Annotated in this window: 23 protein-coding genes; 10 read left to right on the top strand and 13 right to left on the bottom strand. The window is 72.2% G+C overall.

What is annotated here, in order from left to right; translation table 11 throughout:
* Positions 1-168 precede the first annotated feature (168 nt).
* From L1857_RS22150 to L1857_RS22140, 3 genes are read left to right on the top strand one after another with little or no spacing between them, the layout of a single operon-like run.
* The gene (locus tag L1857_RS22150; RefSeq protein ID WP_249466165.1) at positions 169-1,410 is read left to right on the top strand and encodes a sensor histidine kinase; all 1,242 of its coding nucleotides are present in this window, start codon (positions 169-171) and stop codon (positions 1,408-1,410) included.
* The gene (locus L1857_RS22145) at positions 1,407-2,093 is read left to right on the top strand and encodes a response regulator transcription factor (RefSeq protein WP_094002594.1); all 687 of its coding nucleotides are present in this window, start codon (positions 1,407-1,409) and stop codon (positions 2,091-2,093) included. The genes L1857_RS22150 and L1857_RS22145 overlap by 4 nt, the downstream gene beginning before the upstream one ends.
* Positions 2,077-2,259 carry a hypothetical protein gene (locus L1857_RS22140; RefSeq protein WP_116110557.1) on the top strand — a complete coding sequence of 61 codons (183 nt, stop codon included), beginning with the start codon at positions 2,077-2,079 and terminating at the stop codon, positions 2,257-2,259. Before L1857_RS22145 ends, L1857_RS22140 begins: the two co-directional genes overlap by 17 nt.
* Here the strand turns inward: L1857_RS22140 and L1857_RS22135 are convergent.
* Positions 2,243-2,503 carry a hypothetical protein gene (locus tag L1857_RS22135; protein WP_094002596.1) on the bottom strand — a complete coding sequence of 87 codons (261 nt, stop codon included), beginning with the start codon at positions 2,501-2,503 and terminating at the stop codon, positions 2,243-2,245. The two genes, L1857_RS22140 and L1857_RS22135, sit on opposite strands and share 17 nt — an antisense overlap.
* Positions 2,504-2,656: 153 nt before the next feature.
* On the opposite strand from L1857_RS22135, the gene L1857_RS22130 reads away from it, so the two are divergent.
* Positions 2,657-3,124, top strand: a complete 468-nt coding sequence (locus tag L1857_RS22130) for a hypothetical protein (protein ID WP_116110556.1) — start codon at positions 2,657-2,659, stop codon at positions 3,122-3,124.
* Between the two features lie 69 nt (positions 3,125-3,193).
* On the opposite strand, the gene L1857_RS22125 is transcribed toward L1857_RS22130, so the two are convergent.
* The 7 genes from L1857_RS22125 to L1857_RS22095 all read right to left on the bottom strand — a co-directional run bounded on the left by L1857_RS22125 (position 3,194) and on the right by L1857_RS22095 (position 11,184).
* A complete protein-coding gene (locus L1857_RS22125) occupies positions 3,194-4,183 on the bottom strand; it encodes a ferritin-like domain-containing protein (protein ID WP_116110555.1) in 990 nt (329 codons plus the stop codon).
* Between the two features lie 154 nt (positions 4,184-4,337).
* Positions 4,338-4,760 (bottom strand): ATP-binding protein, encoded by a 423-nt coding sequence (locus L1857_RS22120; RefSeq protein WP_094002599.1) that lies wholly within the window; start codon positions 4,758-4,760, stop codon positions 4,338-4,340.
* A 121-nt stretch (positions 4,761-4,881) separates the two neighbouring features.
* Entirely contained in the window at positions 4,882-6,339 is a 1,458-nt protein-coding gene (locus L1857_RS22115) for a purine-cytosine permease family protein (RefSeq protein WP_116110554.1), read from the bottom strand.
* Between the two features lie 22 nt (positions 6,340-6,361).
* Positions 6,362-7,084 (bottom strand): enoyl-CoA hydratase/isomerase family protein, encoded by a 723-nt coding sequence (locus tag L1857_RS22110; RefSeq protein ID WP_249466162.1) that lies wholly within the window; start codon positions 7,082-7,084, stop codon positions 6,362-6,364.
* A complete protein-coding gene (locus L1857_RS22105) occupies positions 7,081-8,265 on the bottom strand; it encodes an acyl-CoA dehydrogenase family protein (RefSeq protein ID WP_116110552.1) in 1,185 nt (394 codons plus the stop codon). Before L1857_RS22105 ends, L1857_RS22110 begins: the two co-directional genes overlap by 4 nt.
* A 31-nt stretch (positions 8,266-8,296) precedes the next feature.
* Positions 8,297-10,366, bottom strand: coding sequence for an acetate--CoA ligase family protein (locus L1857_RS22100; protein WP_249466157.1), 2,070 nt, complete (start codon positions 10,364-10,366; stop codon positions 8,297-8,299).
* Complete coding sequence (locus tag L1857_RS22095; protein WP_116110551.1) at positions 10,363-11,184, bottom strand: SDR family NAD(P)-dependent oxidoreductase; 822 nt, start codon at positions 11,182-11,184, stop codon at positions 10,363-10,365. The genes L1857_RS22100 and L1857_RS22095 overlap by 4 nt, the downstream gene beginning before the upstream one ends.
* A 233-nt stretch (positions 11,185-11,417) precedes the next feature.
* Here L1857_RS22095 and L1857_RS22090 point away from each other — a divergent pair, with 233 nt between their 5' ends.
* A complete protein-coding gene (locus L1857_RS22090; RefSeq protein ID WP_094002604.1) occupies positions 11,418-12,047 on the top strand; it encodes a TetR/AcrR family transcriptional regulator in 630 nt (209 codons plus the stop codon).
* Between the two features lie 84 nt (positions 12,048-12,131).
* On the opposite strand, the gene L1857_RS22085 is transcribed toward L1857_RS22090, so the two are convergent.
* From L1857_RS22085 to L1857_RS22075, 3 genes are read right to left on the bottom strand one after another with little or no spacing between them, the layout of a single operon-like run.
* Positions 12,132-13,649, bottom strand: coding sequence for an aldehyde dehydrogenase (NADP(+)) (locus L1857_RS22085; RefSeq protein ID WP_094002605.1), 1,518 nt, complete (start codon positions 13,647-13,649; stop codon positions 12,132-12,134).
* Between the two features lie 21 nt (positions 13,650-13,670).
* Complete coding sequence (locus L1857_RS22080; RefSeq protein WP_233156970.1) at positions 13,671-14,162, bottom strand: flavin reductase family protein; 492 nt, start codon at positions 14,160-14,162, stop codon at positions 13,671-13,673.
* Between the two features lie 25 nt (positions 14,163-14,187).
* The gene (locus tag L1857_RS22075) at positions 14,188-15,489 is read right to left on the bottom strand and encodes a flavin monoamine oxidase family protein (protein ID WP_116110549.1); all 1,302 of its coding nucleotides are present in this window, start codon (positions 15,487-15,489) and stop codon (positions 14,188-14,190) included.
* Positions 15,490-15,700: 211 nt separating this feature from the next.
* Between L1857_RS22075 and ribA the strand changes: the two genes are divergently transcribed.
* The 5 genes from ribA to L1857_RS22050 all read left to right on the top strand — a co-directional run bounded on the left by ribA (position 15,701) and on the right by L1857_RS22050 (position 21,338).
* Complete coding sequence (gene ribA / locus L1857_RS22070; protein ID WP_116110548.1) at positions 15,701-16,906, top strand: GTP cyclohydrolase II; 1,206 nt, start codon at positions 15,701-15,703, stop codon at positions 16,904-16,906.
* Positions 16,907-16,935: 29 nt separating this feature from the next.
* Complete coding sequence (locus L1857_RS22065) at positions 16,936-18,330, top strand: LLM class flavin-dependent oxidoreductase (protein WP_094002608.1); 1,395 nt, start codon at positions 16,936-16,938, stop codon at positions 18,328-18,330.
* Complete coding sequence (locus tag L1857_RS22060) at positions 18,330-19,112, top strand: 2-keto-4-pentenoate hydratase (RefSeq protein ID WP_094002609.1); 783 nt, start codon at positions 18,330-18,332, stop codon at positions 19,110-19,112. The genes L1857_RS22065 and L1857_RS22060 overlap by 1 nt, the downstream gene beginning before the upstream one ends.
* Positions 19,113-19,138: 26 nt before the next feature.
* A complete protein-coding gene (locus L1857_RS22055) occupies positions 19,139-20,482 on the top strand; it encodes an MFS transporter (protein WP_094002610.1) in 1,344 nt (447 codons plus the stop codon).
* A gap of 67 nt (positions 20,483-20,549) precedes the next feature.
* Positions 20,550-21,338: an IclR family transcriptional regulator gene (locus L1857_RS22050; RefSeq protein ID WP_094002611.1), complete on the top strand. Its 789-nt coding sequence runs from the start codon at positions 20,550-20,552 to the stop codon at positions 21,336-21,338.
* A 24-nt stretch (positions 21,339-21,362) separates the two neighbouring features.
* On the opposite strand, the gene L1857_RS22045 is transcribed toward L1857_RS22050, so the two are convergent.
* Together L1857_RS22045 and L1857_RS22040 are read right to left on the bottom strand one after the other, a co-directional pair.
* Positions 21,363-21,995 (bottom strand): SMI1/KNR4 family protein, encoded by a 633-nt coding sequence (locus tag L1857_RS22045; RefSeq protein ID WP_094002612.1) that lies wholly within the window; start codon positions 21,993-21,995, stop codon positions 21,363-21,365.
* Between the two features lies 1 nt (position 21,996).
* Positions 21,997-23,211, bottom strand: a complete 1,215-nt coding sequence (locus L1857_RS22040) for a NucA/NucB deoxyribonuclease domain-containing protein (RefSeq protein ID WP_116110547.1) — start codon at positions 23,209-23,211, stop codon at positions 21,997-21,999.
* Positions 23,212-23,232: the final 21 nt, after the last annotated feature.

Here is a 23,232-nt window from a genome sequence, read left to right as displayed (position 1 = left end):
CTCCAGGTCAGGGGCGGTTGGTCTCCTCCAGCACAGCTCAGCCGGGGGAGGTTCGCGTCGTCCTGGGGTGACGGCTCACGCCGTCTTGTAGCCCCCGGTTGACGAAGTGGTCGACGCGCCACTCGATCGAGGCCGTGGAAGTCGCCCCGGCGGCGGTGAGCTGTTTCGATGGGGGAGGTGATGGAGCGTTGGCAGCAGCTGTTCCGGTCCCGGCGACCGCGTGACGCGATGGCTGCGCTGGTGATCGCCGGTCCCGCGGCGGTGGGGCTGCTGACCGGCTTGCACCGCACCGCTCCCGTGTCGCTGTCGGTCTACGCCGCGGTCGCGGCGTTGTGCGCGGTGGTGGTCGGGCGGTGGCGGCGGGAGTACGACTGGGCGGCCACGGTGGTGGCCTGCGCCACGTTCCTGATGACGAACCTGCCCTACGCGAACTACGTGATGACCTACTCGCTGGCCCGGCGACGGCGCTGGGCGCTCGCCGTCACCTGCATGGGGTTGCTCCTGGTCTGGCCCGCGCACCAGCTGTTCTTCGAGCCGGTCACCGGCCCCGGCCGGCTGTTCGAGTTCGAGACCAGCCTGCCGTCGAGCGGGCTCGACGGGCTGGTCTACTGGTCCCTCGCCGCGGTGGCGCCGCTGGCGATGGGCGCGGCGAAGAACAGTCTCGAGGAGGCGTTGACCGAGCGCGAGCGGCACGCCGCGCAGTCGGCGGAACGGCAGCGACGGCTCCGGGAGAGCACGCTCAGGGAGCGGAGCCTGACCGAACGGGCGCGGCTGGCGTCGATGATGCACGACGGCGTCGGCCACCACGTCACGGTGATGGTGAGCATGGCGGGCGCGATCAGCGTCGACGCCGCGGTCACCGAGCCCATCCGGCGGCGCAGCGAGCTGATCGTGAGCGTCGGCCAGAAGGCCATCGGGCAGCTCGGCGAGGTGCTCGACGTGCTGTCCACCCCGATCGGGGAGATCGACGGGGTGGCCGACGGGTTCCGCATCGCAGACATCGAGTACCTGGTGCGGGACTACCGGTCGCTCGGTGTCGAGGTGGCCTACTCGCCGGCGGCCGGGCCCGTGTGCGACTCGACCGGCGAGGACCTGTGCTATCGCATCGTGCGGGAAGCGCTGACCAACGTGCTGCGGCACGCCGGTGCGCCGCGAGCCGACATCCGGCTCACCCAGGCGGCGGGCCGGTTGCGGTTGACGGTGTCCAGCCCGGTCGCGCCGGAGGACCGGCCCTCCTTTCCGGGAACGGGCCGGGGCCTGCGCCTGCTCGCCGAGGAGGCGGCGCTGGCCGGCGGCAGCCTCACCGCCGGTTCCTCGGCCGACGGCGCCCGGTTCGTGCTGGAGGCCGACCTGCCGCTGTCGCCGGGCGGTCGCGAGGCCGGGGAGCCGATGGGACGATCGACATCGTGATCAGGGTGCTCGTCGTCGACGACCAGGCTCTGATCCGCGCCGGGACCAGGGCGATCCTGGAGTCCGCGGAGGACATCGAGGTGATCGGTGAGGCGGCGGACGGTGCCGAGGCGGTCGTGGCCTGCCGCGAGCACCGGCCGGACGTGGTGCTGATGGACCTGCGCATGCCCCGGGTGGACGGGGTGACCGCCACCGCGCAGCTGAAGAAGGACCCGCGGCCACCGCTGGTACTGGCGCTGACCACCTTCAACGACGACCAGCTCATGATCGAGGCGCTGACGGCGGGCGCGGACGGTTTCCTGCTCAAACAGCTCACGCCCAAGGACCTGATCAGCGCGGTCCGGGCGGTGCACGGAGGCGCCGCGGTGCTGAACATCGAACTCGGCAAGCGGATCCTCCGGCGCCTCTCCGCCAGGACCACCGCCGCGGCGACCGCCTTCCCGGACGCCGCCGAGCGGCTCGACCTGCTCAGCGAGCGTGAACGCGAGGTACTCGGCCACGTCGGGCTCGGCCTGGACAACACCCAGATCGCCGAACGCCTCTACATGAGCCTGTCCACGGTCAAGACCTACGTTTCCCGCATCCTGGCGAAGCTGCGGCTGGACAACCGCGTTCAGGCCGCGCTGCTGGCCGACCAGCTGCGGCTGACACCCGGCGACCACGACGGTGCCCAGCCGGGTTGACGGCCCGGCGCTGGGCGACATCCAGCTGCTGCTGGACCTGGGCCCCTGGGCGAACCACACCGACGAGGGTGTGGCGACGCCCGCCCGGCAGTCCGACCCGCCCGTGCCGGTCGGTCCCCGCATCGGTGGCGGGCCGGCGGCGTGGCGGATCACGGTGCGGGGGTGATCGGCACTTCGACGAGATCGGTACGGCCGGACAGGTCCCGCCACGTCGTGTGGTGCCGGTCGTCGTCGGTGTGCCAGCACTGGTCGCCGCCGAGGTGCCACCTGCGTCCCTGGTCGTCCCGGACGGTGGTGGCCCGGCTCGGGGCGGTGGGACAGCGGCCCGCCAGCCACACGGCGGGCTGACGCATCGTGGAGACGTCCATCGTGGTGTCCTGTTCCTGCGGAGCGGCCAGTACCTGGCTCACCCGGGTATTCGTGGTGGCGCCGTCTCCGGTTTGGCGAGCTGCGCACGGGGTGACCCGGACCGGCGGGGGCCACCAAACCCGACTGGCGTTCGTGACGAACGAGGGTTGACCGGCAGGGCGGTTCGCGCCTCGCCGAGCAGGGATTTCCGGATCATGAGTGTCAGCCGGCTGCACGTGCAGGCGTCGTTGTGGGACCACCGCGGCGTGGTGTTCGCGGCGCTGTTCATGGAGGGTGAGGTGGGTGCCCGGTCCGGCGCGACGGTGGTGCGAGATGCGTTGTTCCGGGTCGTCCTGGCGCGCGGGGTGCGGCTGACGACGGATCTGGACCATCTGCCCCTCCACGCGGCGCCGGGGTGGCGTATGCACGTGACCAGGCGGGGTGAGCTGACGCTCGAGTGGCCGCATTTCCAGCCGCTGCTCGCGGATGCGGTGCTCGATGTTCCCGGGAACTGGGTGGAGGTCGCGGCCGGGCGCGGCGTCGTGCTGGTGTTCGTGGGTTCGGGTTTCGGGCTGCGTGAAGGGGAATCCGGTGGTCGCGGGCACGCCGCCACGCAGGTGCGCCGCGCCGCGGAGACCGGCGCGCTCGCCGCGGGCGCGGTGTCGTTCACGGCATCGGCCTGACCTCCGCGAGTGCGCATGCCGCGGGGCCCGGCCGCACCCGGAGGCGCGGCCGGGCCTGGCGGGAGGCGATCAGGCGTTGCCGGCGCTGGTGTTGATTTCGCCGTTGACACCGCTGGGGAAGAACCCGCCGCGGGTGGTTTGCCCGGGGGTGAGGTAGACGATGTTGAGCACCTGGGCGGCGCTACGGCTGTAGGTGACGCCGAACTGGTCCGTGGGCACGATGTTGGCGTTGCCTCGGGCGTCGCGGACGCCCTGGTCCAGATCGGTGGTTCCGTCGAGGCTGTCGCGCGCGTCGGAGAGCTTGTTCGCCGCGTCGTCGAGATTGCGGCTGAGCACGCCCGCGCCGAACACGTTCGCCCCGGTTTCCAGGATCGAGGTCCGGATGTTGGCGGCGTGGTAGGCCTCGGCGGCGAGGATGCCGGCGGCCGCTTCGAGGTAGGTCTTGTTCTGGATGAGCGGTGCGGCGCCCTTGTAGGCGGTGACGCCGACGTCCTCGAAGAGGAACGCGGCCAGCAGGAAGTTCTCCTCCGAGGCGTAGGGGTCGAACGTGCGGCCCTGCCGGACGATGCCGGCCGCCTGTGCTGCCGCGGTGAAGCTGGTCTGGACGTCGATGGCCGGCTGGGCGACCGCCGCCGAGCCCAGTGCGCTGCGCAGGAACCGGACGTGCGCCAGCTCGTCGCCCGCGATCTCCTCGGCGTACTGCCGGATGCGCTTGGAACGGAACCGCACCCGGCGCCCGCCGGTCACCGGCCCCTGGTTCCCGCGTCCCGTCCGCAACGTCTCGGGCAGGCCCTCTCCGCGCACCGCATGCAGGTAGAACTGGGCTTCCAGGTACTCCGGGTTCAACGCGAAATTCAGGACCGACGCATCGCTGAGCTGCTGCGCGTCCTGCCGGGTGCGTGCCGCGGTGGCGGCCGAGGCGAAGCCCGGCGAGCCGAGCGCGCCGGCACCGACGACACCGAGGCCGGCCAGGCCGGCGCTGCGGAGGAAGCGCCGCCGGTCCGCGGGCGTCTCCGCGCTCCGGTGGATGATCTTGGCGACGTAGTCTTGGCCGAACATCGTGCTCCGTTCGAAGACCCTGCCGGCGCGTAGCACCGCGCCGGCAGGTGTGACAGCGGTCACGAGCGCGGATTCGGAGCTGGACGGGCTTCGGTTTGGAGCCGAGGCACCTTTCACTCGCTCGAAGGACGGCGGGACGAGCCGGGATGTGCGGTCAGGCGGCCTTCCAGGGCCAGGTCATGGTGACGGTGGTCCCGGTCGAGGTGCTGGTGACGGTGACTTCGGGGGCGAGGGCGCGGATGAGGGGGAGCCCGCGGCCGCGCAGGGGATCGCTGAGCCCGTCGCGCCATCGCCCGGTGTCGGCGACGCAGACCACGATCGCGCCGGGATCGTGGCGGGCGGTGACGGTCATGGTGCCGTGCGTGCCGTCGGGATAGGCGTGGTCCACGACGTTGGCCATGGCCTCGTAGGCGGCGAGTTCGAGGTCGGCGGCCAGCTCGGGCGGCAGCCCGCGGCCGCGGACCCAGCCGAGGAGGACCCGGCGCAGGATGGTGGCCTGAGCCGCCACGGCGGTGACCTCGCGGACGAGGGCCTCGCCGGATCTTCGGCCGGGCTCGTCCACCGCGTCGAGCGCCATCCGGATCCCCTCTCGCCGCTGCCGCGATCGAGGCTACTCCACCCGGAGCCGGAGCCGCCCGGACGCGGAGCGAACCCCGGCCCGGCGGCGAGCACCGGGAAGTACTCGCCGCCGGACGGGATCAGCGGACCTCCGCCGTCTCCAGATCGGCGTCCGCGCGGGCGATCAGCGCTCGCTCGGCCGCGGTGTCCAGGCTGCGGCACACCAGCAGGTACACCGCGCCGGACACGACCAGCCCGGGCAGCATCGCGATGTCGGTGCCGCCGAGCAGCCGCGCCACCGGTCCGGTGTAGACCGCGGAGTTGACGAACGGCAGCATCGCCACGAACCCGATCGCGTAGGCCAGCAGGCCCCGCCAGCCCCAGCGGCCGTACATGCCGCGCGGGTTGAAGATCTCCCGGATCGAGTAGTGCGTGTGCCGCACCCAGAAGAAGTCCACCAGATTGATGGCGGTCCACGGCGTGAACAACAACAGCAGGACGCCGAGGAAGTGCTCGAACTCGTGCAGGAAGTTCGCCGACGCCGACAGCGCCACCGAAGTGGACAGCACCGCGCAGACCACCAGCGTGACGATCCGCTTGGCACGGCTGGACCGCACCGGCCGCACCGAGTCCGCAATGGACAGCAGGGTCAGCGACGCGCCGTAGAAGTTCAGCCCGGTGATGGTGATCAGCCCGAGCAGCGCGAGCACCACCAGCACCGTCCCGAACCCGGGGAAGATCGCGTTCCCGGCCTGGTGGATCGCCTCCGAGGTGTTCAGCCCGGCGTTGAGCGAGGCCGCCACCGCGCCGACCAGCATCATCCACGCGCCACCGATCAGCGCGCCGAGGTAGGTCCACCAGAACGTGGCCCGCACCCCGACCGTGCGCGGCAGGTAGCGCGAGTAGTCCGACACGTAGATCGCCCAGCTGAGCTGGTAGGCCGCGGCGACGAAGAACTGGATGGCGAACGCCTCGGCGTGGAAGCCGGACGCGGAGAACTGCCCGGCCGGGATCTCGCCGGTGAACCCGATGCCCACGCTGAACACACCCAGCACCAGCAGCAACCCGTACGCCAGCCACCGCTGCGCCTTGTGGATCCAGTCGTAGCCGAACACCGCCAGCAGCACGGCGAGGACCGTGAACACCAGGTAGGCCACGGTCGGGTCGACCCCGAACAACAGGTGCGCCGCCTCCCCGGCGAGCAGCTGGTTGAACGCGTTGTAGCCGAGGTAGGTGACCAGCGCGACCACCCACACCAGCAGCGCCCCGAGGTAGCCGAACTGCGGGCGGGACTGGATCATCTGCGGCAGCCCGAGCTGCGGCCCCTGCGAGGAGTGGAACGCCATGAAGAACGTGCCGAACGCGCAGCCGGCGACGATGGCGATCCCGGTCCACAGCAGATTCGACCCCATCGAAATCCCCAGCACGCCGGTGGCGACGGTGGCGAGGTGCGCGTCGCCGGTGAACCACACCGGCCACAGGTGCCAGGCCTTGCCGTGCCGTTCGCGCAGGGGTACGTAGTCGATGGAGCGGGATTCGATGCCCCGCAGGCCGCCGGGGCGTGGCGGGGTGTTCCGGGAGTTGACGACGGTGTCCATGACTCCTCCGGTGGGGTGAAGGTCAGGTGCGGTTGAGCGCGGCGTAGGCCAGCTGCTCCAGCAGCAGCGCGGTGCGGTGCGAGGACTCGGCGGCGGCGTCGATGACCTGCTTGGTCCAGGCCAGTGCCTGGGGTGGCGCGGCCGCGAGCTCGGCGGCGAGCGCGCGGGCGCGGTCGACATGCGCCCCGGCCGGCACGACCTCGGTGAGCAGACCCCAGCTCGCCGCCTCCGCGGGCCCGAACCGGCGGCCGCGCAGCACCAGGTCGCGGGTGCGGGCCGGGCCCAGCTCGCGCACCACCCGGGCGATGCCGCCGGAGCCGGGCAGGATGCCGAGCCCGATCTCGGGGAAGCCGAACTCGGCCCGCTCGTCGGCCACCCGCAGGTCACAGGCCAGCGCGAGTTCCAGCCCGCCGCCGAGGCAGTAGCCGGTGATCGCGGCGACCGTCGGCTGCGGCAGGTTCGCGACCGCCTCGTACACCGCGCCGGACGCGCGGTAGTAGGCGGCGATCGCGGCCGGCGTCATCTCCCGCAGCTCGGTGACGTCCGCGCCGGCGGAGAACACCGCCGCCCCGCCGGTGATCACCACCGCGCGGGAGTCCACGACGGACGGTGACCGCAGCGCCTCGGCGAGCCGCGACTCCAGGTGGGTGGACAGGGCGTTGCGCTTGGCGGCCCGGTCCAGGGCGACGACGGCGATGCCGCCGGCCGTCGTCACCCCGACCGCGCCGGCGTCCGGCCCGGTCACTCCGCCTCCGGGAAGGTGACCAGCGAGCCCAGGCCGCGCTTGGCGACGTGGTTGGCGATCACCAGGCGCTGGATCTCCGAGGTGCCCTCCCAGATCCGGTCCACCCGCAGCTCCCGCCACAGCCGCTCGACCGGGTACTCGCGCATGTAGCCGCGGCCGCCGAAGATCTGCTGGCAGCGGTCGGCCACGCGGTTGGCCGCCTCGGACGCGGCCAGCTTGACCGTGGCCGCCTTGGCGTGCAACGTCTTGCGCACCGTCGGGTCGTCCAGGTCGGCCTGGTCGAACTCCCACGCCACCTGGTGGGTCAGCGCCCGGTTGGTGGCGATGTCCACCACCGAATCGGCGATCATGCCCTGGATCAGCTGCCGCTCGATCAGCGGCACCCCGCCCTGCACCCGTTCCCGCGCCCAGTCGGTGGCGAGGGTGAGCGCGCGCTCGGCCGCCCCGATCGTGCGGGCGCCGATCATCAGCCGTTCCTCGGTGAACCAGTCCCGGGTCAGCTCGTAGCCCTGGCCGACACCGCCGAGCACCGCGTCCGCGCCCAGCCGCACGTCGGTGAAGGTGAACTCGGGGTGCTCGTAGACGAAGGTGTGCGTGTAGCGCGGCACCCGCTTGATCCGCACCCCCGGCGTGCCGGTGTCGACCAGGAACATCGTCGGCCCGCCGTCCGGCACGTTCGCCAGCACCAGCAGGAAGTCGGCCGCGTCGCCGACCGTGACGAACCACTTCTCGCCGTTGAGCAGGTACCCGTCGCCGTCGCGGACCGCCGTGGTGGCGATCCCGGACGGGTCGGACCCGGCGTCGGCCTCGGTGATCGCCACCGCGTCCCGGCGGTCGCCGCGCGCGTCCGGCACCAGGTAGCGCTCGCGCTGCTCGGGGGTGGCGTGCACCAGCGGGTTCGCCGGCCGCCACACCGTGTCCCACAGCGCGTTGGTCAGCTTGCCCAGCTCGTCCTGCACCACGACCTGCTCCAGCACGGACAGGCCGGCCCCGCCCCACTCGACCGGGGTGTTGATCGCCTGCAGGCCGCTGGCCAGGACCTCCTGCCGGATCGCGGCGTGCGCCTCGGGCGGCAGGCCGTTCTCCCGCTCGCACTGGTCCTCGTACGGCATGATCTTGGCAGTGAGGTCGGCGGCCCGCTGCTTGAGCTCGGCCAGGCGGGGGGAGTAGGCGAAATCCATCGTGATCCTTCCGGTGTCGGGAAACTTGGTGTCAGTCGTCGGCGAGGACGATGCGGGCGTCGAGCGCGGTGACCCGGCCGGGCGCGGCCAGCAGGGGGTTGATCTCCAGCTCGGCGATCTCGGGGTGGGCGGCGGCGAGCGCGCTGATCGTGGCGACGACCCGCGCGGCGGCGGGCACGTCGACCGGCGGGCGGCCGCGGGCGCCGGTCAGCAACGCGGCGGCGCGCAGGCTGCGCAGCAGCTGCTCGGCACCGGCCTGGTCCACCGGGGCGAGTGCGAAGGCGACGTCGGCGAGCACCTCGGTGAACACCCCGCCGAGGCCGACCATGACGACCGGCCCGAACCGCGGGTCCCGGCGGACGCCGGCGATCAGCTCGACGGTGTCGCGCAGGTCGGCCATCGCCTCGACGGTGTAGCCGGGCGCCCGCAGCCGGGCGTGCATGTCCGCCAGCGCCGCCCGCAGCTCGTCCGCTGTGGACAGTCCCAGTGCGACACCGCCGGCGTCGGACTTGTGCAGCAGCCCTTCGGCCTTGAGCACGACCGGGTAGCCGATCCGCTCGGCCGCGGCCACCGCCTCCGCGGCGGTGGTGACGCGGGCGCCGTCCGGGAACGGCACCCCGGCGGCGGCGAACAGCGCCCGCGACGACCAGTAGCCGTCGTCGGTGACCGGTTCGGCCGGTGCGGGCACCGCGGCCGGGGCTTCCGGGGCGGGGGCGGACCCGAGCAGCGCCAGGGCGCGGGCGGCCTGCTCGACGGCACCGAACACGGGCACCCCGCGCTCGGCGAGCGCCCGCGCCGCCGGGCTGTCCGCGCGCATGGTGTGCACCACCACCGGCTTGCCCTGCCCGCGCACCAGGTCCGCGATGCGGTGCGCGGTGGCCAGCTCCCCGGCGCCCAGCCGCTCCCCGTACTCCCGGTAGCCGCCGAAGTAGCCGGTCATCAGGACCGCGTCGGTGTCCGGTTCGGCCAGGGTGACCTCGAGCACCCGGGTGAACGAGGTGATGTCCTGCTCACCCGCGCCGGCCAGGTCGATCGGGTTGCGCACACCCGCCGACGGCGGCAGCTCGCGGCGCAACGCGGCCGACAGCCGCGCGGAGAACTCGGGCACCGCCAGGCCGGCGGCCTCGGTGACGTCCGCGGCGACCGAGGCGTGTCCGCCGCCGTCGGCCAGGACCGCCACCCGGCGCACCTCGACCGGTCCCTGCTGGCGCAGGGTGGCGGCCAGGTCGGCGAGCTCCCGCGGCGTCGCCACGCGGTAGACCCCGGCCGCGCGGCAGGCGGCGTCGATGACGTCGCTGTCGGAGGTGAGCGAGCCGGTGTGCGACGCCGCGCCTCGCACCGACGCCGCGCTGCCGCCGACGGTGAGCAGCACGACGGGTTTGCCGGCCCGCCGGGCCTGCGCGGCGGCGTCGGTGAACTCGCGGCCGTCGCCGAAGTCCTCGCAGTACACCGCGATCAGCTCGGTGCCCGCGTGCCGGGTGCACGAGCGGATCAGGTCGGCCACGCCCACGTCGGCCTGGTTGCCGAGCGAGGCGAAGCGCGCGAACCCGAGCCCGTGGCCGGTGAGGAACCCGCTCAGCTCCAGCGCCATGTTGCCGCTCTGCGACAGCAGGCTGACCGTGCCGGACGGCAGCGGGTTGGAGGCCAGGGTGAGCCCGGTGGTCGAGTCCGCGACGCCGAGGCAGTTCGGCCCGAGCAGGACGGCCCCGGCGGATCGCACCCGTTCGGTGACCCGCTGCTGCAGCGCGCGGCCCTCGGCGCCGAGCTCGGCGAAGCCCGCGGTGATGCCCACGACGGCGCGGGCGCCCGCGGCCAGGGCGTCGTCCACGGCCGCCTCGAACCCGGCCGCCGGCACCGCCACCACCACCAGCTCGACCGGTTCGGCGAGCTCGGCCAGCGAGCGGGCCGCGGGGCGGCCGAGGACGGTCCCGCCGCGGCGGTTGACCAGGTGCACCGGGCGGCGGCCGAGCATGCGCAGCGCCTGCACCGCGATCCAGTTGCCGTACTTCGACTCGTCGTCGCTGGCGCCCACGACCGCGACCGACGACGGGTCGAACAACACGTCTGCGTCCCGCCCTGCGCGGGGGAGCACGGCGGTCATCGCACCGGCTCCGGCGCCGGGTGGCCGGTGCCCCACGCGTCCGCGCCACCGTCGACCGTGATCGTCGTCCCGGTGACGTACCGGCCGCCCGGCGAGGCCAGGAACGCCACCACGTCGGCGACCTCCTCGGGCGTGCCCAGCCGCCCGAGCGGCACCGCCTGCGCCCAGCGCGCCCGGTCGGCGGCGGGGTAGTTCTCGCGCAGGCCCTCGGTCTCGATCGTGCCGGGCGCCACGCACAGCGAGCGGATGCCGTAGCGGCTCCACTCCAGCGCCAGCCCCGCGGCGAGGTTCTCCAGCGCGGCGCGGGCGGCGGTCGCGTGCACCATGCCGGGGATGCCGCGGCGCGGCGAGAAGGCGAGGAAGAACACCACGCCGGTGCGCGCGGGGATCATCGCGCGCACCGCGACCTCCCGGGTGACCGCCCAGCTGCCGTCGACCGCGAGCCGGTGCACGGCCCGCCAGCCCTTGGCGGTGATCTCCTCGGCGGGCGCGGCGAACTGGCCCCCGGCGTTGTTGACCAGCACGTCGATCCGGCCGAACTCCGCCAGCGCCCGGTCCACCAGCCGTGTCACCTGCTCCTCGTCGCGGATGTCCGCGGGCACGGCCAGCGCGCGGGCGCCGAGTTCGGCGATCTCCCCGCGCACCTTCTCCAGGTGCTCGGCGCGGCGGCCGGCCAGCACCACCCCGGCGCCGCACCGCGCCAGCGCGAGCGCGGTCGCCCGGCCGATGCCGGTGCCGCCGCCGGTGACCAGGGCGATCCGCCCCGCCAGCGCGTCCGGCCGGAGCACGCCCTCGTGCCCCTGCCCGTTGAGTGTCATCGAGCCCCACCCTTCTCCAACCGGTCTGACTGATGCGTCAGTTAGCGGCATGGTGTGGGTGGTTGTCAAGAGGTGCGGTCGGGGTCTGGGTGAGAAGAACGCTGGTCAAGTGGGGATATGCCCGGGTCGACCGGCCTTGACCGATTCCGCGCGGTGGTCTGACTGACGCGTCAGTTGGAGGGGTGTGGTTAGATCGGGGCCGGGACAGCACACCGGCAGAGGGAGGACCAGGAGTGCCCACCGCGGCCGAGAGCGCCACCAGCACACCGCCCGCCGAGCCGGAACGGGACGCCCGCCGCGCGGCGATCCTCGACGCGGCCGCGCGGCTGATCGCCGAACGCGGCTACCACGCCGTGCGGGTCGCCGACATCGCGCGCGAGGTGGGGACCAGCACCGGCGCGGTGCACTACTACTTCCCGGGCAAGAACGACGTGCTCACCGCGGCGCTGCGTAGCGCGGTGGACCGCGCGTTCGAACGGCAGAGCGCGGAGCTGCGCCGCTTGGACGACGCGCACGCGCGGCTGCTCCGGCTGATCGAGATGCAGCTGCCGAAGGTCGGGGTGGTGCGCGACGAGTGGTCGGTGTGGATGCAGTTCTGGGCGGAGGCGACGATCAACCCGGAGCTGCGCCCGGTGCACAACGCCTTCTACGCGCGCTGGCACGACACGATCGCGCGGATCGTCCGCCGCGGCCAGCGGCAGGGCACCTTCTCCGCCGACGTCGACCCGGACGAGGTGGCCGTGCGGCTGAGCGCCCTCACCGACGGCCTGGCGATCCAGGTGCTGACCGGAGCGCCGGGCATCACGGTGACGGTGATGCGGGAGGTCCTGGTGGCTTTCGTGCGCCGCGAACTGTCCGTGTGACGAGTCGGGTACGGCGTCGGCAGGTGGCCCGCCACCTGCCGACGCCGAGCTGTCACTGGCCGGCCGCTGTGCCCCCCTCCGGGCTCACCGCCAGCGGCCGGAGTCGCCGGGCTCGTTGACGATGCGGGGCAGCCCCAGCGGGTTCGCGTCCCGCAGCGCGAGCGGAAGCAGTGCGTCCGGGGCGTTCTGGTAGGTCACCGGGCGCAGGAAACGCTCGATGGCCGCCGTGCCGACCGAGGTGTGCGACACGGCGGTGGTGGCGGGGTAGGGACCGCCGTGGTGCTGGGCCGGGGTGACCGCCACCCCGGTCGGCCATTCGTTGAACACCACGCGACCGCTGCATCGCGCCGCCACCTCGACCAGCGCGGCCAGGCGTGCCCGTTCCTCCCCGTCCGGACGGTTCGACGTCTGCACCGTGACCGTCAGGCTTCCCGCCACCGCGGCGAGGAGTCCGGGCAGGGCATCGTCCACTTCGTACTCCGCGATCACCGCGGAGGGGCCGAAGTTCTCGTCCAGGAGCACGTCGCGGTGCTCGTGCAGGTTCTGCACCGGCCCCGCGTGGAACAGGGCCGGGCTGACCGCGGGAATGCCGGACGGATCGGCGTGTTCCCGCCCGCTCGTCAGAACCTTGACACCGGCCACGTTCGCCAGTTCGCCGAGCCGCTCGTGGTACCGCCGCGCGATGCCGGTCGTGAGCATCCGGGCGGGCGGCACGCCGTCGGCGAGCTCGGCCACGCGCTCCGGCAGGCCGGTGCCCCGGGGGAGGAGGAGCACGCCCGGCTTGGTGCAGAACTGACCCGCGCCGAGGGTGAACGATCCGACGAAGCCCTCGGCGATCTGCTCGCCGCGCTCGCGTGCCGCTTCCGGGGTGACGATCGCGGGGTTGATGCTCCCGAGCTCGCCGAAGAACGGGATGGGCGAGGGCCGCGAGGCGGCGATGTCGAAAAGGGCCCGGCCACCCGCGACCGATCCGGTGAACGCGGCCGCGGCGACGCGCGGGTCCCGCAGCGCCCGCACGCCGGCGTCCCGGCCGGTGATCAGGTCGAAGGTGCCCTCCGGCGCCCCGGCACCGAGCAGTGCCGAGCGGACGAGGTCCGCGGTGAGCCGCGAGGTCGCGGGGTGGCCGGGGTGGGCCTTCAGGAGTACGGGGCAGCCTGCGGCGAGGGCGGAGGCGGTGTCTCCGCCGGCCACCGAGAAGGCGAACGGGAAGTTACTCGCGGCGAAGACGAGCGCCGGGCCGAGCGGGACCAGCCAGCGCCGCAGATCCGGCCGGGCGCCGAGGGCGTATCCGGGGTCGCTGCGGTCGATGACGATGCGGAGACAGGAGCCGTCGCGCAGCAGATCGGCGAACATGCGCAGCTGCACGGTGGTCCGCTTCACCTCACCGGTGAGGCGGGCCTCGGGGAGGCCGGTCTCCGTCACGGCGGCGGCGACGAGGTCTGCCGTGGCGGCGTCGAGTGCGTCGGCGACCGCGGAGAGCGCCTCGGCGCGCGGGCGCGGTGCCCACTGCCCCCACTCCGGTGCCGCCGTGGCCGCCGCGTCCAGACATCGGTCGACCTCCGCGGCCGGTGTCTCGTGCTCCGCACTGTCCACTGTGGTCATGCCAGCTTCCTTTCGATCGCTTCAGGAACGGATTTCGCCGAGACGCCCGCGGTGGAAGACGAGGGGGTCGCCGTCGCCCGCTTCCAGGTGGCGGACGCGGGCGATCACGATGACGTGGTCGCCGCCGTCGAGCTCGTGCCGGGTTTCGCAGTCGATCCAGGCGTGCGCCCCGGAGATGCGCGGGGTGCCGTGCGGGGATTCGTGCCAGTCCACCGCGCTGAACTTGTCCTCGCGTTTGCTGGACAGCGCCCGGCACACGTCCTCCTGCCCGGCGGCGAGGACGCTGGCGCTGAACCGGCCTGCCGGGCGGATCTTCGGCCAGCTGCTGGAGGTCAGCGCGACGCTGAAGCTGACCAGGGGCGGGTCCAGGGACAGGGACTGGAACGTGCCGACGACGAGGCCCGCGGGCTCCCCGGTCCGGCGGCGGCCGGCGACGACCACGACACCGGTGGGCAGGTGTCCCATCACGTCGCGGAAGTGCCGGGGTTCGATCGTCGAAGGTGAGGTGATCACGGGAGTTCCTCCAACCAGGTGGTGGTCAGCGTGCGCCGGTGAGGTGCGTGGCGAGTTCGCGTGCGGTCCGCAGCCCGCTTTCGATGGCGCCGTCGATGAAGCCGGCCCACAGGCCGGCGTGGTCGCTGCTGGCGAAGTGCAGGACGCCTTCCGGTTGCTGCTGGGCGTTCAGGTACCGGGTGACCTGGTACGGACGGTGCATCATCCACGTCTCCCGCGAATAGGGGTCGGACATCCAGTCGTGGCCGGTCGTGTCCAGGACGTCGAGGTCGTCGCGCCACACCCGCAGCGCCGCAGTCACCGCGTCGCAGTCGTCCGGCGAGATCCGGGCGGCGTCCGCGCCGAAGGCGACCAGGACGGCGTCGTCGTCCCCGAGGTATTCGGTGCGCACGACCGACAGGGGATGGGCGGCCGAGGAATAGGCGAAGAACGGCTCGATCGGCCCGCGCACGCGGATCCACACCTTGACGCCCTTCGATGCCGCCTTCTCCTTGCTCGCGGCGAGCTTCCCGGCGCACAACGGCGGGGAGACCTCCAGGTCGCCGAGGATGTTCTGGGGCAGCGTCACCACGACCCGCCGCGCGCGAATCCGCTCACCGGCGGCCGTGGTGAGCACCGCGCGGTCCGGCCCGTGATCGATCCGGCGCACTTCCGTGGAGGTGCGGATCTCGGCGCCGGCGTCGGCGGCGATCGCGTCGACCAGGGACCGGGTGCCGCCGGCGAGCCGGAAGACCGCCGACGCCTCGTGCATGAGGTGCCAGGATCCTGCGGTGGCGGCGGTCCAGCGCAGCGCGCTGGTGAAGGCGCCGTCGGCGAGGGGAGCGTTGAAGTGCCCGACCCACGCCGCCTCGTTGGCGTGGTACTCCTCGGCCGGCAGGGCGAGTTCGTCGAGCTTGTCCTGCACGCTGAACCCGTCGACCTCGGCCAGTGCCGGCTCGGCGAGCGGCTCGGCGGGGCGGGGGAGCCAGCGCATGGTGCCGGCCAGGAGGCGCCGCATGCCGGGGTCGATGAGCTGCATGAACTCCTCCAGCGTGCCGGTGCGGACCTCGTCGCCGGCCAGCCAGTACGCCTGCTCGGGGCGGGGACCGCGGGTCACCGCGAGGCCGTAGCGGGTCACCTCGGCCCACACGTGCGGCTGCACCCAGTGCAGCCAGGTGCCGCCCATCTCCAGGTCGCGGCCCAGCCGGTGGTCGGTCCACACGCGGCCGCCCAGCCGGTCGCGGGCTTCCAGCACGAGAACCCGGAGGCCCTTGGCGCTCAGCTCACGGGCGGCGACCAACCCGGCGATCCCGCCGCCGATCACGGCGACGTCGACTTCCTCAGGCACTGTGACACTCCGTCGTGGTCGGAATCCTGAACTAGATGTTCATAAAATGAACACGGCAGCATTGTGACTTCTCGTCCCGGGAACCGTCAAGAGCCGAGAAACGTCAAGCGTAGAAGCAATTTTTCCGCCGGAGGGTTGACGGGCGAGGATGACCCGTGTCACCTTGTTCGAACATAACGGTCAATATGTGAACACTACGCAGGAGTGGATCATGCCCTCGTCGAACGTCGCCGAAGCCCTCGCCACACTCGCCGCAGGCGGGAAGGTCCTCGTGGTCGATGACGAGGACCGGGAGAACGAGGGCGACCTGATCATGGCCGCCGAGCACGCGACCACCGGCGAGGTTGCGTTCTTCCTGGAGCACACCTCGGGTTTCCTGTGCGTCGCGATCGACGAGGACCGGGCGGACGCCCTCGGGCTGGACCTGATGGTCGCGGACAACACCGAGAGCCAGCGCACCGCGTTCCTGGTCAGCGTCGACTACCGGCACGGAACCACCACCGGGATCAGCGCGGAGGACCGGGCGAAGACGATCCGCGCCCTGGCCGATCCGGGCCTGCAGCCCGCCGACCTCGCCCGGCCTGGTCACGTCATGCCGTTGCTCGCCAAGCCCGGTGGGGTGCGGCAGCGGCGCGGGCACACCGAAGCGGGAGTGGAGCTGTGCCGGCGGGCCGGGCTGAGCGGAGCCGCCCTGCTGTGCGAGATCGTCACCCCGGACCGGCGGCGGATGATGCGCGGCCCGGAGCTGACCGAGTTCGCCGCGCGCCACGGCATTCCGATGATCTCCATCGAGGACCTGGTCCGCTGGCTGGACGGCGGCGATCCCGCGGTGCGCCGCACCGGGCAGGCCGCCATCCCCACCGACCTCGGCACCTTCCAGGTCCGCGCCTACCGGTCCGGCGACGTCGAGCACGTGGCGCTGACGATGGGCGACCTCGACGGCGGGGACGTGCTCGTCCGGCTGCACAGCGAATGCCTCACCGGTGACCTGCTCGGCTCGCTGCGCTGCGACTGCGGGGCGCAGCTGCACATGGCGCTGGAGGCGATCGCCACCGAGGGGCGCGGCGTCGTCGTCTACCTGCGCGGGCACGAAGGCCGGGGGATCGGGCTGGGGCACAAGCTCCGCGCCTACCAGCTGCAGCAGTACCAGGGACTGGACACGCTGGAAGCGAACGTCGCGCTCGGCTTCCCGGTCGACAGCCGCGACTACACCGCCGCCGCGTGGATCCTCGCCGACCTCGGCGTCTCCTCGGTCCGGCTGTTGACCAACAACCCGGACAAGTGCCGCGCGCTCACCGGCTGCGGCGTGACCATCAACGAGCGCCTCACCCTCGAAGCCCCGGCGAACGAGCACAACACGGCTTACCTCGCGGCCAAACGGCACCGCATGGGCCACCGGCTCGAACAGATCGCCTGATCTCACCACTCGGAAGAAGGAGCACGACGATGACGTCTCGGCGGATGCGCTTGTTCGCCTTCGATTTCCAGGGCCCCGCGCACCTCTCGGCGGGCCTGTGGCGCCACGAGCGGGATCGCAGCGCCGGCTACACGGACCTGCGCTACTGGACGGACTACGCGAAGCTGCTGGAGGAGGGCCGGTTCGACGGGATCTTCTTCGCGGACAACGTCGGATACCACGACGTGTACCAGGGCAGCGTCGCCGCCGCTCTCGCCGACGCCGCGCAGATCCCCGCCAACGACCCGTTCCTCGTGGTCTCGGCGATGGCGAGCGTCACCGAGCACCTCGGGTTCGGCCTGACCGGCTCGACCTCCTACGAGCACCCCTACGCGCTGGCGCGCCGGTTCACCACGCTGGACCACCTCACCCGCGGCCGCGTCGGGTGGAACCTGGTGACCTCCTACGCCGACAGCGCCGCCCGCAACCTGGGCACCGGACAGCAGGTCCCGCACGACGAGCGCTACGACATGGCCGCCGAGTACCTGGAGGTCTGTTACAAGCTGTGGGAGGCCTCGTGGCAGGACGACGCAGTCGTCCGCGACCGGGCCACCGGGGTCTATGCCGACCCCGCCCGCGTGCACGAGATCGGCCACCACGGCAAGTACTTCACCGTGCCCGGCATCGCGCTGTGCGAACCGTCGCCCCAGCGCACCCCGGTCATCTTCCAGGCCGGCGGCTCGTCCAAGGGACGGGCGCTCGCCGCGGCGCACGCGGAAGCGGTCTTCGTCAACGCCGTGTCGATGCCCGCCCTCACACGGCAGGTCGGCGCGGTGCGGGGCCTAGCCGCCGAAACCGGCCGGGATCCGGGCAGCGTCAAGGTGCTGCAGATGCTCAACGTCGTGGTCGCCCCCACCGACGAAGCCGCCCAGGAGAAGTACGAGTCCTACCGCCGCCTGGTGAGCTACTCCGGCGCGATGGCCCGCTACAGCGGCTGGACCGGCCTGGACATGGCCCAGTTCGACCCCGACGTGCCGCTGCGGCACGTCAAGACCAACGCCGGGCAGACCATGGTCGACCTCTTCTCCAAGATGGACCCGGACAAGGAGTGGACACCGCGCGACATCGCCGAGTTCATCGGCATCGGTGGCACCGGCCCCACCATCGTCGGGTCCCCGGCCACCGTGGCCGCCGAGCTGATCCGCTGGATGGACGAAACCGGCGTCGACGGGTTCAACCTCGGGCACGCCGTGAAACACGCCGACATCGCCGACTTCATCGAGCTCGTCGTCCCCGAACTGCAGCGCCGCGGTGCGATGTGGACCGAGTACGAAGGCAGCACCCTGCGGGAGAAGCTCTACGGGCCCGGTACCGTCCGGCTCCGCGACGACCACCCCGGGCACGCCTTCGCCCACCGGGCACGCACGCTGGAGCTGAGCCACTGATGCAGACCTCCGAACTCCGCGACGTCGCCATCGCCCTGCGCACCGCGCGGAACAACCGCGAAGCGATCCCGGCGCCGACGAAGACCTGGCCGGACCTCGACGCCGACAGCGCCTTCGCCGTCCAGCGCATGGGCGCCGAAGCCGCGGTCGCCGAAGGGGACCGCGTGGTGGGCTACAAGCTGGGCAACATCGCCAAGGCCATGCAGGACGCGTTCGGCCTCGATCAGCCCGACTACGGCCACCTGCTGGCGAGCACCTTCGCCTGCGAGGGCACCACGATCGACCGGAGCCGGTTCATCGCGCCGTTCGTGGAGCTGGAACCGGCGTTCGTCCTCAAGGGCCACCTGCGCGGGCCCAACGCCACCGTCGCCGAGGTCATCACCGCGGTCGATTACGTCCTGCCCGCGATCGAGATCATCGACTCCCGCGTCGAGAACTGGGCCATCGACCTGCCGGACACCCTGGCGGACAACGGATCCACCGGCGCGGTCGTCCTCGGCGGCACACCGCGGTGCCTGACCGACCTGACCTTGCGCGACACACCGGGCGTGCTGCACTTCGCCGGCCGCCCGGTCATGTCCGGGAACACGGGCAACATCCTGGGCAACCCGCTGGCCGCGACCGCCTGGCTGTGCAACCGGCTCGCCGCCTACGATGTCGCGTTCGCCCCGGGGGAGGTGATCCTCCCCGGAAGCTGTCTGGAAGCCGTGCCGATGCGCGAGGCCGGCCACTGGTCGGGCACCTTCGACGGCCTCGGAACCGTCGAGTTCGACGTCGCGTAACCCCCACCGCAAGGAAGTGATCAACGATGACCACGACCCACAACCCCGGTGACGTCGGGGAAACCGAGAAGACCCGGACCGCCAAACGACGCTTCCTCGCCAAGCTGACCGCAGCCACGGTCGGCGGCATGTTCATCGACGGCTACATCCTGGGCATCGTCGGCAACGCCATCGGCGCGGTCAACGACGAGCTCGGTATGTCGCTGTTCATGGAGGGCCTCACCGGCGCGGCCGCCCTGATCGGCATCTTCTTCGGCGGGCCGCTCGGCGGGTGGCTCGCCGACAAGCTCGGGCGCAAGCCCATGTTCACCCTGGACCTGGCCCTGTTCATCATCGGCTCGGTGCTGCAGTTCTTCGTCGACTCGGCCTGGCAGCTGTTCTTCGTGCGGCTGCTGATGGGCGTCGCGATCGGCGCCGAGTACTCGGTGGGCTGGCCGCTGCTCGCGGAGTTCGCGCCCGCCCGCTTGCGGGGCAGGCTGATGTCGCTGTCCGAGGTGTTCTGGTACGTCGGGTTCATGCTGGCCTCCGCCGTGGCCTACGTCCTGGTCGCGGTGTTCTCCGTGGACTGGCGGATCGTGCTGGGCACCAGCACCGTGCCCGCCGTGATCCTGTTCGTGGTCCGGTTCGGGCTGCCCGAATCGCCCCGCTGGCTGATGAACCAGGGCCGTGTGGAGGAGGCCCACCGGATCGCGCACACCTACCTGGAGGAGCCGGAGGACGCGCTCGACCCGGGTGACGGGCGGCCCCGCCGCGGTGCGCTCGGGATGCTGTTCTCCCGCGACTACTGGCGCGCGACGACCTTCATCTCGGTGTTCTGGTTCTGCGCCGTCGCGCCGTACTTCGCCATCGCGACCTTCGCCGCCAGCGTGCTGGCCGACTACGGTCTCGGCGACGGGCTGGTCGGCGCACTCGGCGTCAACGGGCTCGCCCTGCTCGGCGTCTTGGTCTCCCTGCTGCTGATCGACCGGATCGGGCGGCGCAAGCTCACGATCCCGCAGCAGTGGGTGGCCGCCGTGGTCCTGGTGGTCATCGGGTCGTGGCCCGGGGCGCCGGCCGGTGTGGTGCTGGTCTGCTTCCTGGTTTTCGCCTTCGCCAACGCCATGTGCACGGCGCTGACCGGCGTCTACCCGGGCGAGATCTTCCCCACCGAGATCCGCGGTGTCGGCACCGGGTTCGCGACCGCGTTCAGCCGGATCGGCGCCGGCGTCGGCACGTTCCTGCTCCCGTGGTCGATGCACAACCTGGGGGCCGGGCCGACCATGCTCATCGCGGCCGGGGTCTGCGTCGTCGGCGCGGTGGTCTCCCAGGTCCTCGCGCCGGAGACGATGGGCAGGCCGTTGAGCGAGACCTCGGCGCCGCACCGCCCGTAACCTCGTCCGCGCGCGTTCGTATACTGAACACCCTGGGTGTTCTCTGAACGCGTGACGAGGAGGGGCGATGGGGGACGAGCAGACGGAGCTGACCAACAAGTCGGTCGCGAAGGCGGTGCGCCTGCTGCGCGAACTGGCGGCTCAACCGCGCACCGGTGCCACCGCCACCGTGCTCGCGAAAGCCGCCGGCCTGAGCAGGCCCACCGCGTTCCGTCTGCTGCTCAGCCTGGAGCAGGAGGGGCTCGTCGACCGGATCGACAACAACTACATCCTCGGCTGGGAGCTGGCCCGGCTCGGCCGCCGCGCCGACCCGCACGCCGGCCTGGTGGCGCGGGCCCAGCCGTTGCTGCAGGAGCTGGCGGACAAGTTCAACGAGTCGGTGACCCTGTCGGTGCCGAACGCCGAGGGCGGGCTGGACCTGGTGGCGGAGGCCGCCGGCTCGCACGTGCTGGGTGTCCTCGGCCGCAACATGATCGGGCAGCGTTATCCGCTGCACGCCAGCTCGACCGGCAAGGTGCTGCTGGCCGAGCAGCCACCCGAGCGTTTGCCGGCGCTGCTGCCGGAGAAGCTCGAGGCCTACACGCCGCACACCATCACCGACCGGGCGGTCCTGTTGCGGGAGCTGGAACAGGTCCGCGAACAGGGCTTCGCCATCATCGACAACGAGCTGGAACCCGAGCTGCTGTCGTTGTCCCGCCCCATCCGCGACGCGAGCGGAACCCTGGTGGCGATCCTGACGCTGAACGGCCCGCGCACCCGGTTCGGCCGCGCGCAGATCCCCGAGGCGCTGAACCAGATGCAGAACACGATCGACCGGCTGAGCGAGGCCTTCTGGCACGATCCGGCGGCCGGCTGACCGGCACGGCACGGGTGGACGGTGTCAGCCGGAGCTCAGGCGGACCGGGGTCCCGTCGGGCACGTCATGCAGCTGCCGCGCGATCGGTCCGCGGATGCGCATGCAGGTGACCGCGTCCTTGGCGACGAGGTTGTCGTCGTCGTACTCGCCGCCGAGTACGAAGAACCGCAGCGGGATCAGCCGTTCGTCGTAGTCGAGGGCGCCGTGGACGCGCTGCCAGCGGGTGGCGAAGGCGCGCGCGGCGTGTGCGTCGGCGTCGGAGGCGAGCCATTCGGTCCAGCCGGACAGGGTGTCGCTGAGGAACTCGCGGTGCCCGGTCTCCGGGTCGAAGGTGACGACCCGGGCGTTGTCCTCGATCGCGAACTGCACTCCGAAGAGGTCCTGGCCGAAGCACAGCAGGCCGTCGGCGAGGCCGGAGTAGGTGTCCTTCCACGTTTCCGGTGCGTTCCACCGGATCAGCTCCGGGCCGAGCCCCTCCGGGCCGACGCGGAAGACCTGAGCACCGGCGTTGGCGAGCGTGAACCCGTTGACCCGGCTCAGCAGGTCCGCGAGTTCGCCCACCGGCCCGTGGGCGGCGCCGAGGTCGGCGCGCACCGCGGCGCCGAGGGGGTGGCGGCCGGCCCGGAGCAGCTCGTCGAAGGCGGGATGGGTGCGCATGTCAGTCGGTCTCCCTGATCACGAAGGTGTCGCCGGGGTCGAGGTTCTTCGTCTGGCCTCCCATGGTGGCACCGGCGGAGCGGTTGTCGCGGGACGGGATGAGCTTGACGCTCGGGTCCCAGTCGTCGTGACGCCTGCCGCCCTCCACGCTCATGGCGGGCGGGAACTCGTCCCGGTCATGACCCGGCAGTCCGACGTCCCGGCCGTACGGGATACCCTGCATCGCCTCGTCCCGGCGGGCTTCCTTTTCGGCGGCGTTCTTGTCGACCGTGAGCACCTCCGGGGTGGACCGGCTCATCACGTAGGTGTCGCCGGACCAGATCTGGCCCCGCTGCGACTCCCGGATGTGTTGCAGGCTGTCCTTGTGCCGGTCCCGGTCCAGGTACACCTCGACCGGCGATTTCTTGCCGTCCAGGGCCTGGGCGGTGTGGTGCAGCTCGTTGCGCGCCTGCGAGCTCGCGTTGAGCACGGCGTCGCCCGCGTGGTTGCCCAGGAAATCCACGGTGTCCGGGGTGAGCGCTTTGCCGACTGCTTCCAGCTGGTCGTTGCCGGTCACGCTGGCGAGCCATTCCGAGGCGGCGTCCACGGCGCGGGCCGCGGTCTCGACACCGGTCTCGGCGACATCGTCCAGTGTCCGTCCGGCCAAGCTCGCGAGGTTGCCGAGCGCGCGAAGGTTTTCCGCCTCCGGCACGTCACCCTTGCTCCCGGTCGAGCCCGGCGCGCCGGGCGTCTTCGGCGTCTTGCCCGGATTCGCGACCTCGGCGCCCCTCAGGTCGTCGCCCATCGTCTTGATGTTCGCCGCCGCCACGGCGTACCTGTTCTGGTTCTGCTCGGCGGTCGTGGCGACGAGGTTGCGGGTGACGACTTCGCTTTCCTCCGGGGACAGCAGGGTTTTGCCGAGCTGGTCGTCGGCGTCGGCGCGGGCGGTGTTGGCCGCCGTGTCCTGCCGGGCGCTGGAGATCTCGTTGCCGCTCGCCGTGGCGAACCGGGTGAGGGCCCGGGCGTCGTCGCCCGCCGCCTGCGCGTCCGCGGCCGACGTCCGGGCGCGTTCCCGCGCCGCCTCGGCCGGCTCGCCACGCCACTCCTGGCCGGTGTGGCCGGCGAACCGGTGCGCTTCGTCCCGCGCGGGCTGGGTGTCCTCACCGGCCCGGCTCCACGCCTCGCCGGCCTCGTGGATTCCGTCCGGCCGGGCAGGGGTCGGTGCGAGTGACTCCACTTCCCGCGTGAAGTCACTCTG

This window comes from Amycolatopsis thermalba (genome assembly GCF_023376025.1).
GTDB lineage: Bacteria > Actinomycetota > Actinomycetes > Mycobacteriales > Pseudonocardiaceae > Amycolatopsis_E > Amycolatopsis_E thermalba.
This window is presented reverse-complemented; position numbering and strand designations above follow the sequence as displayed.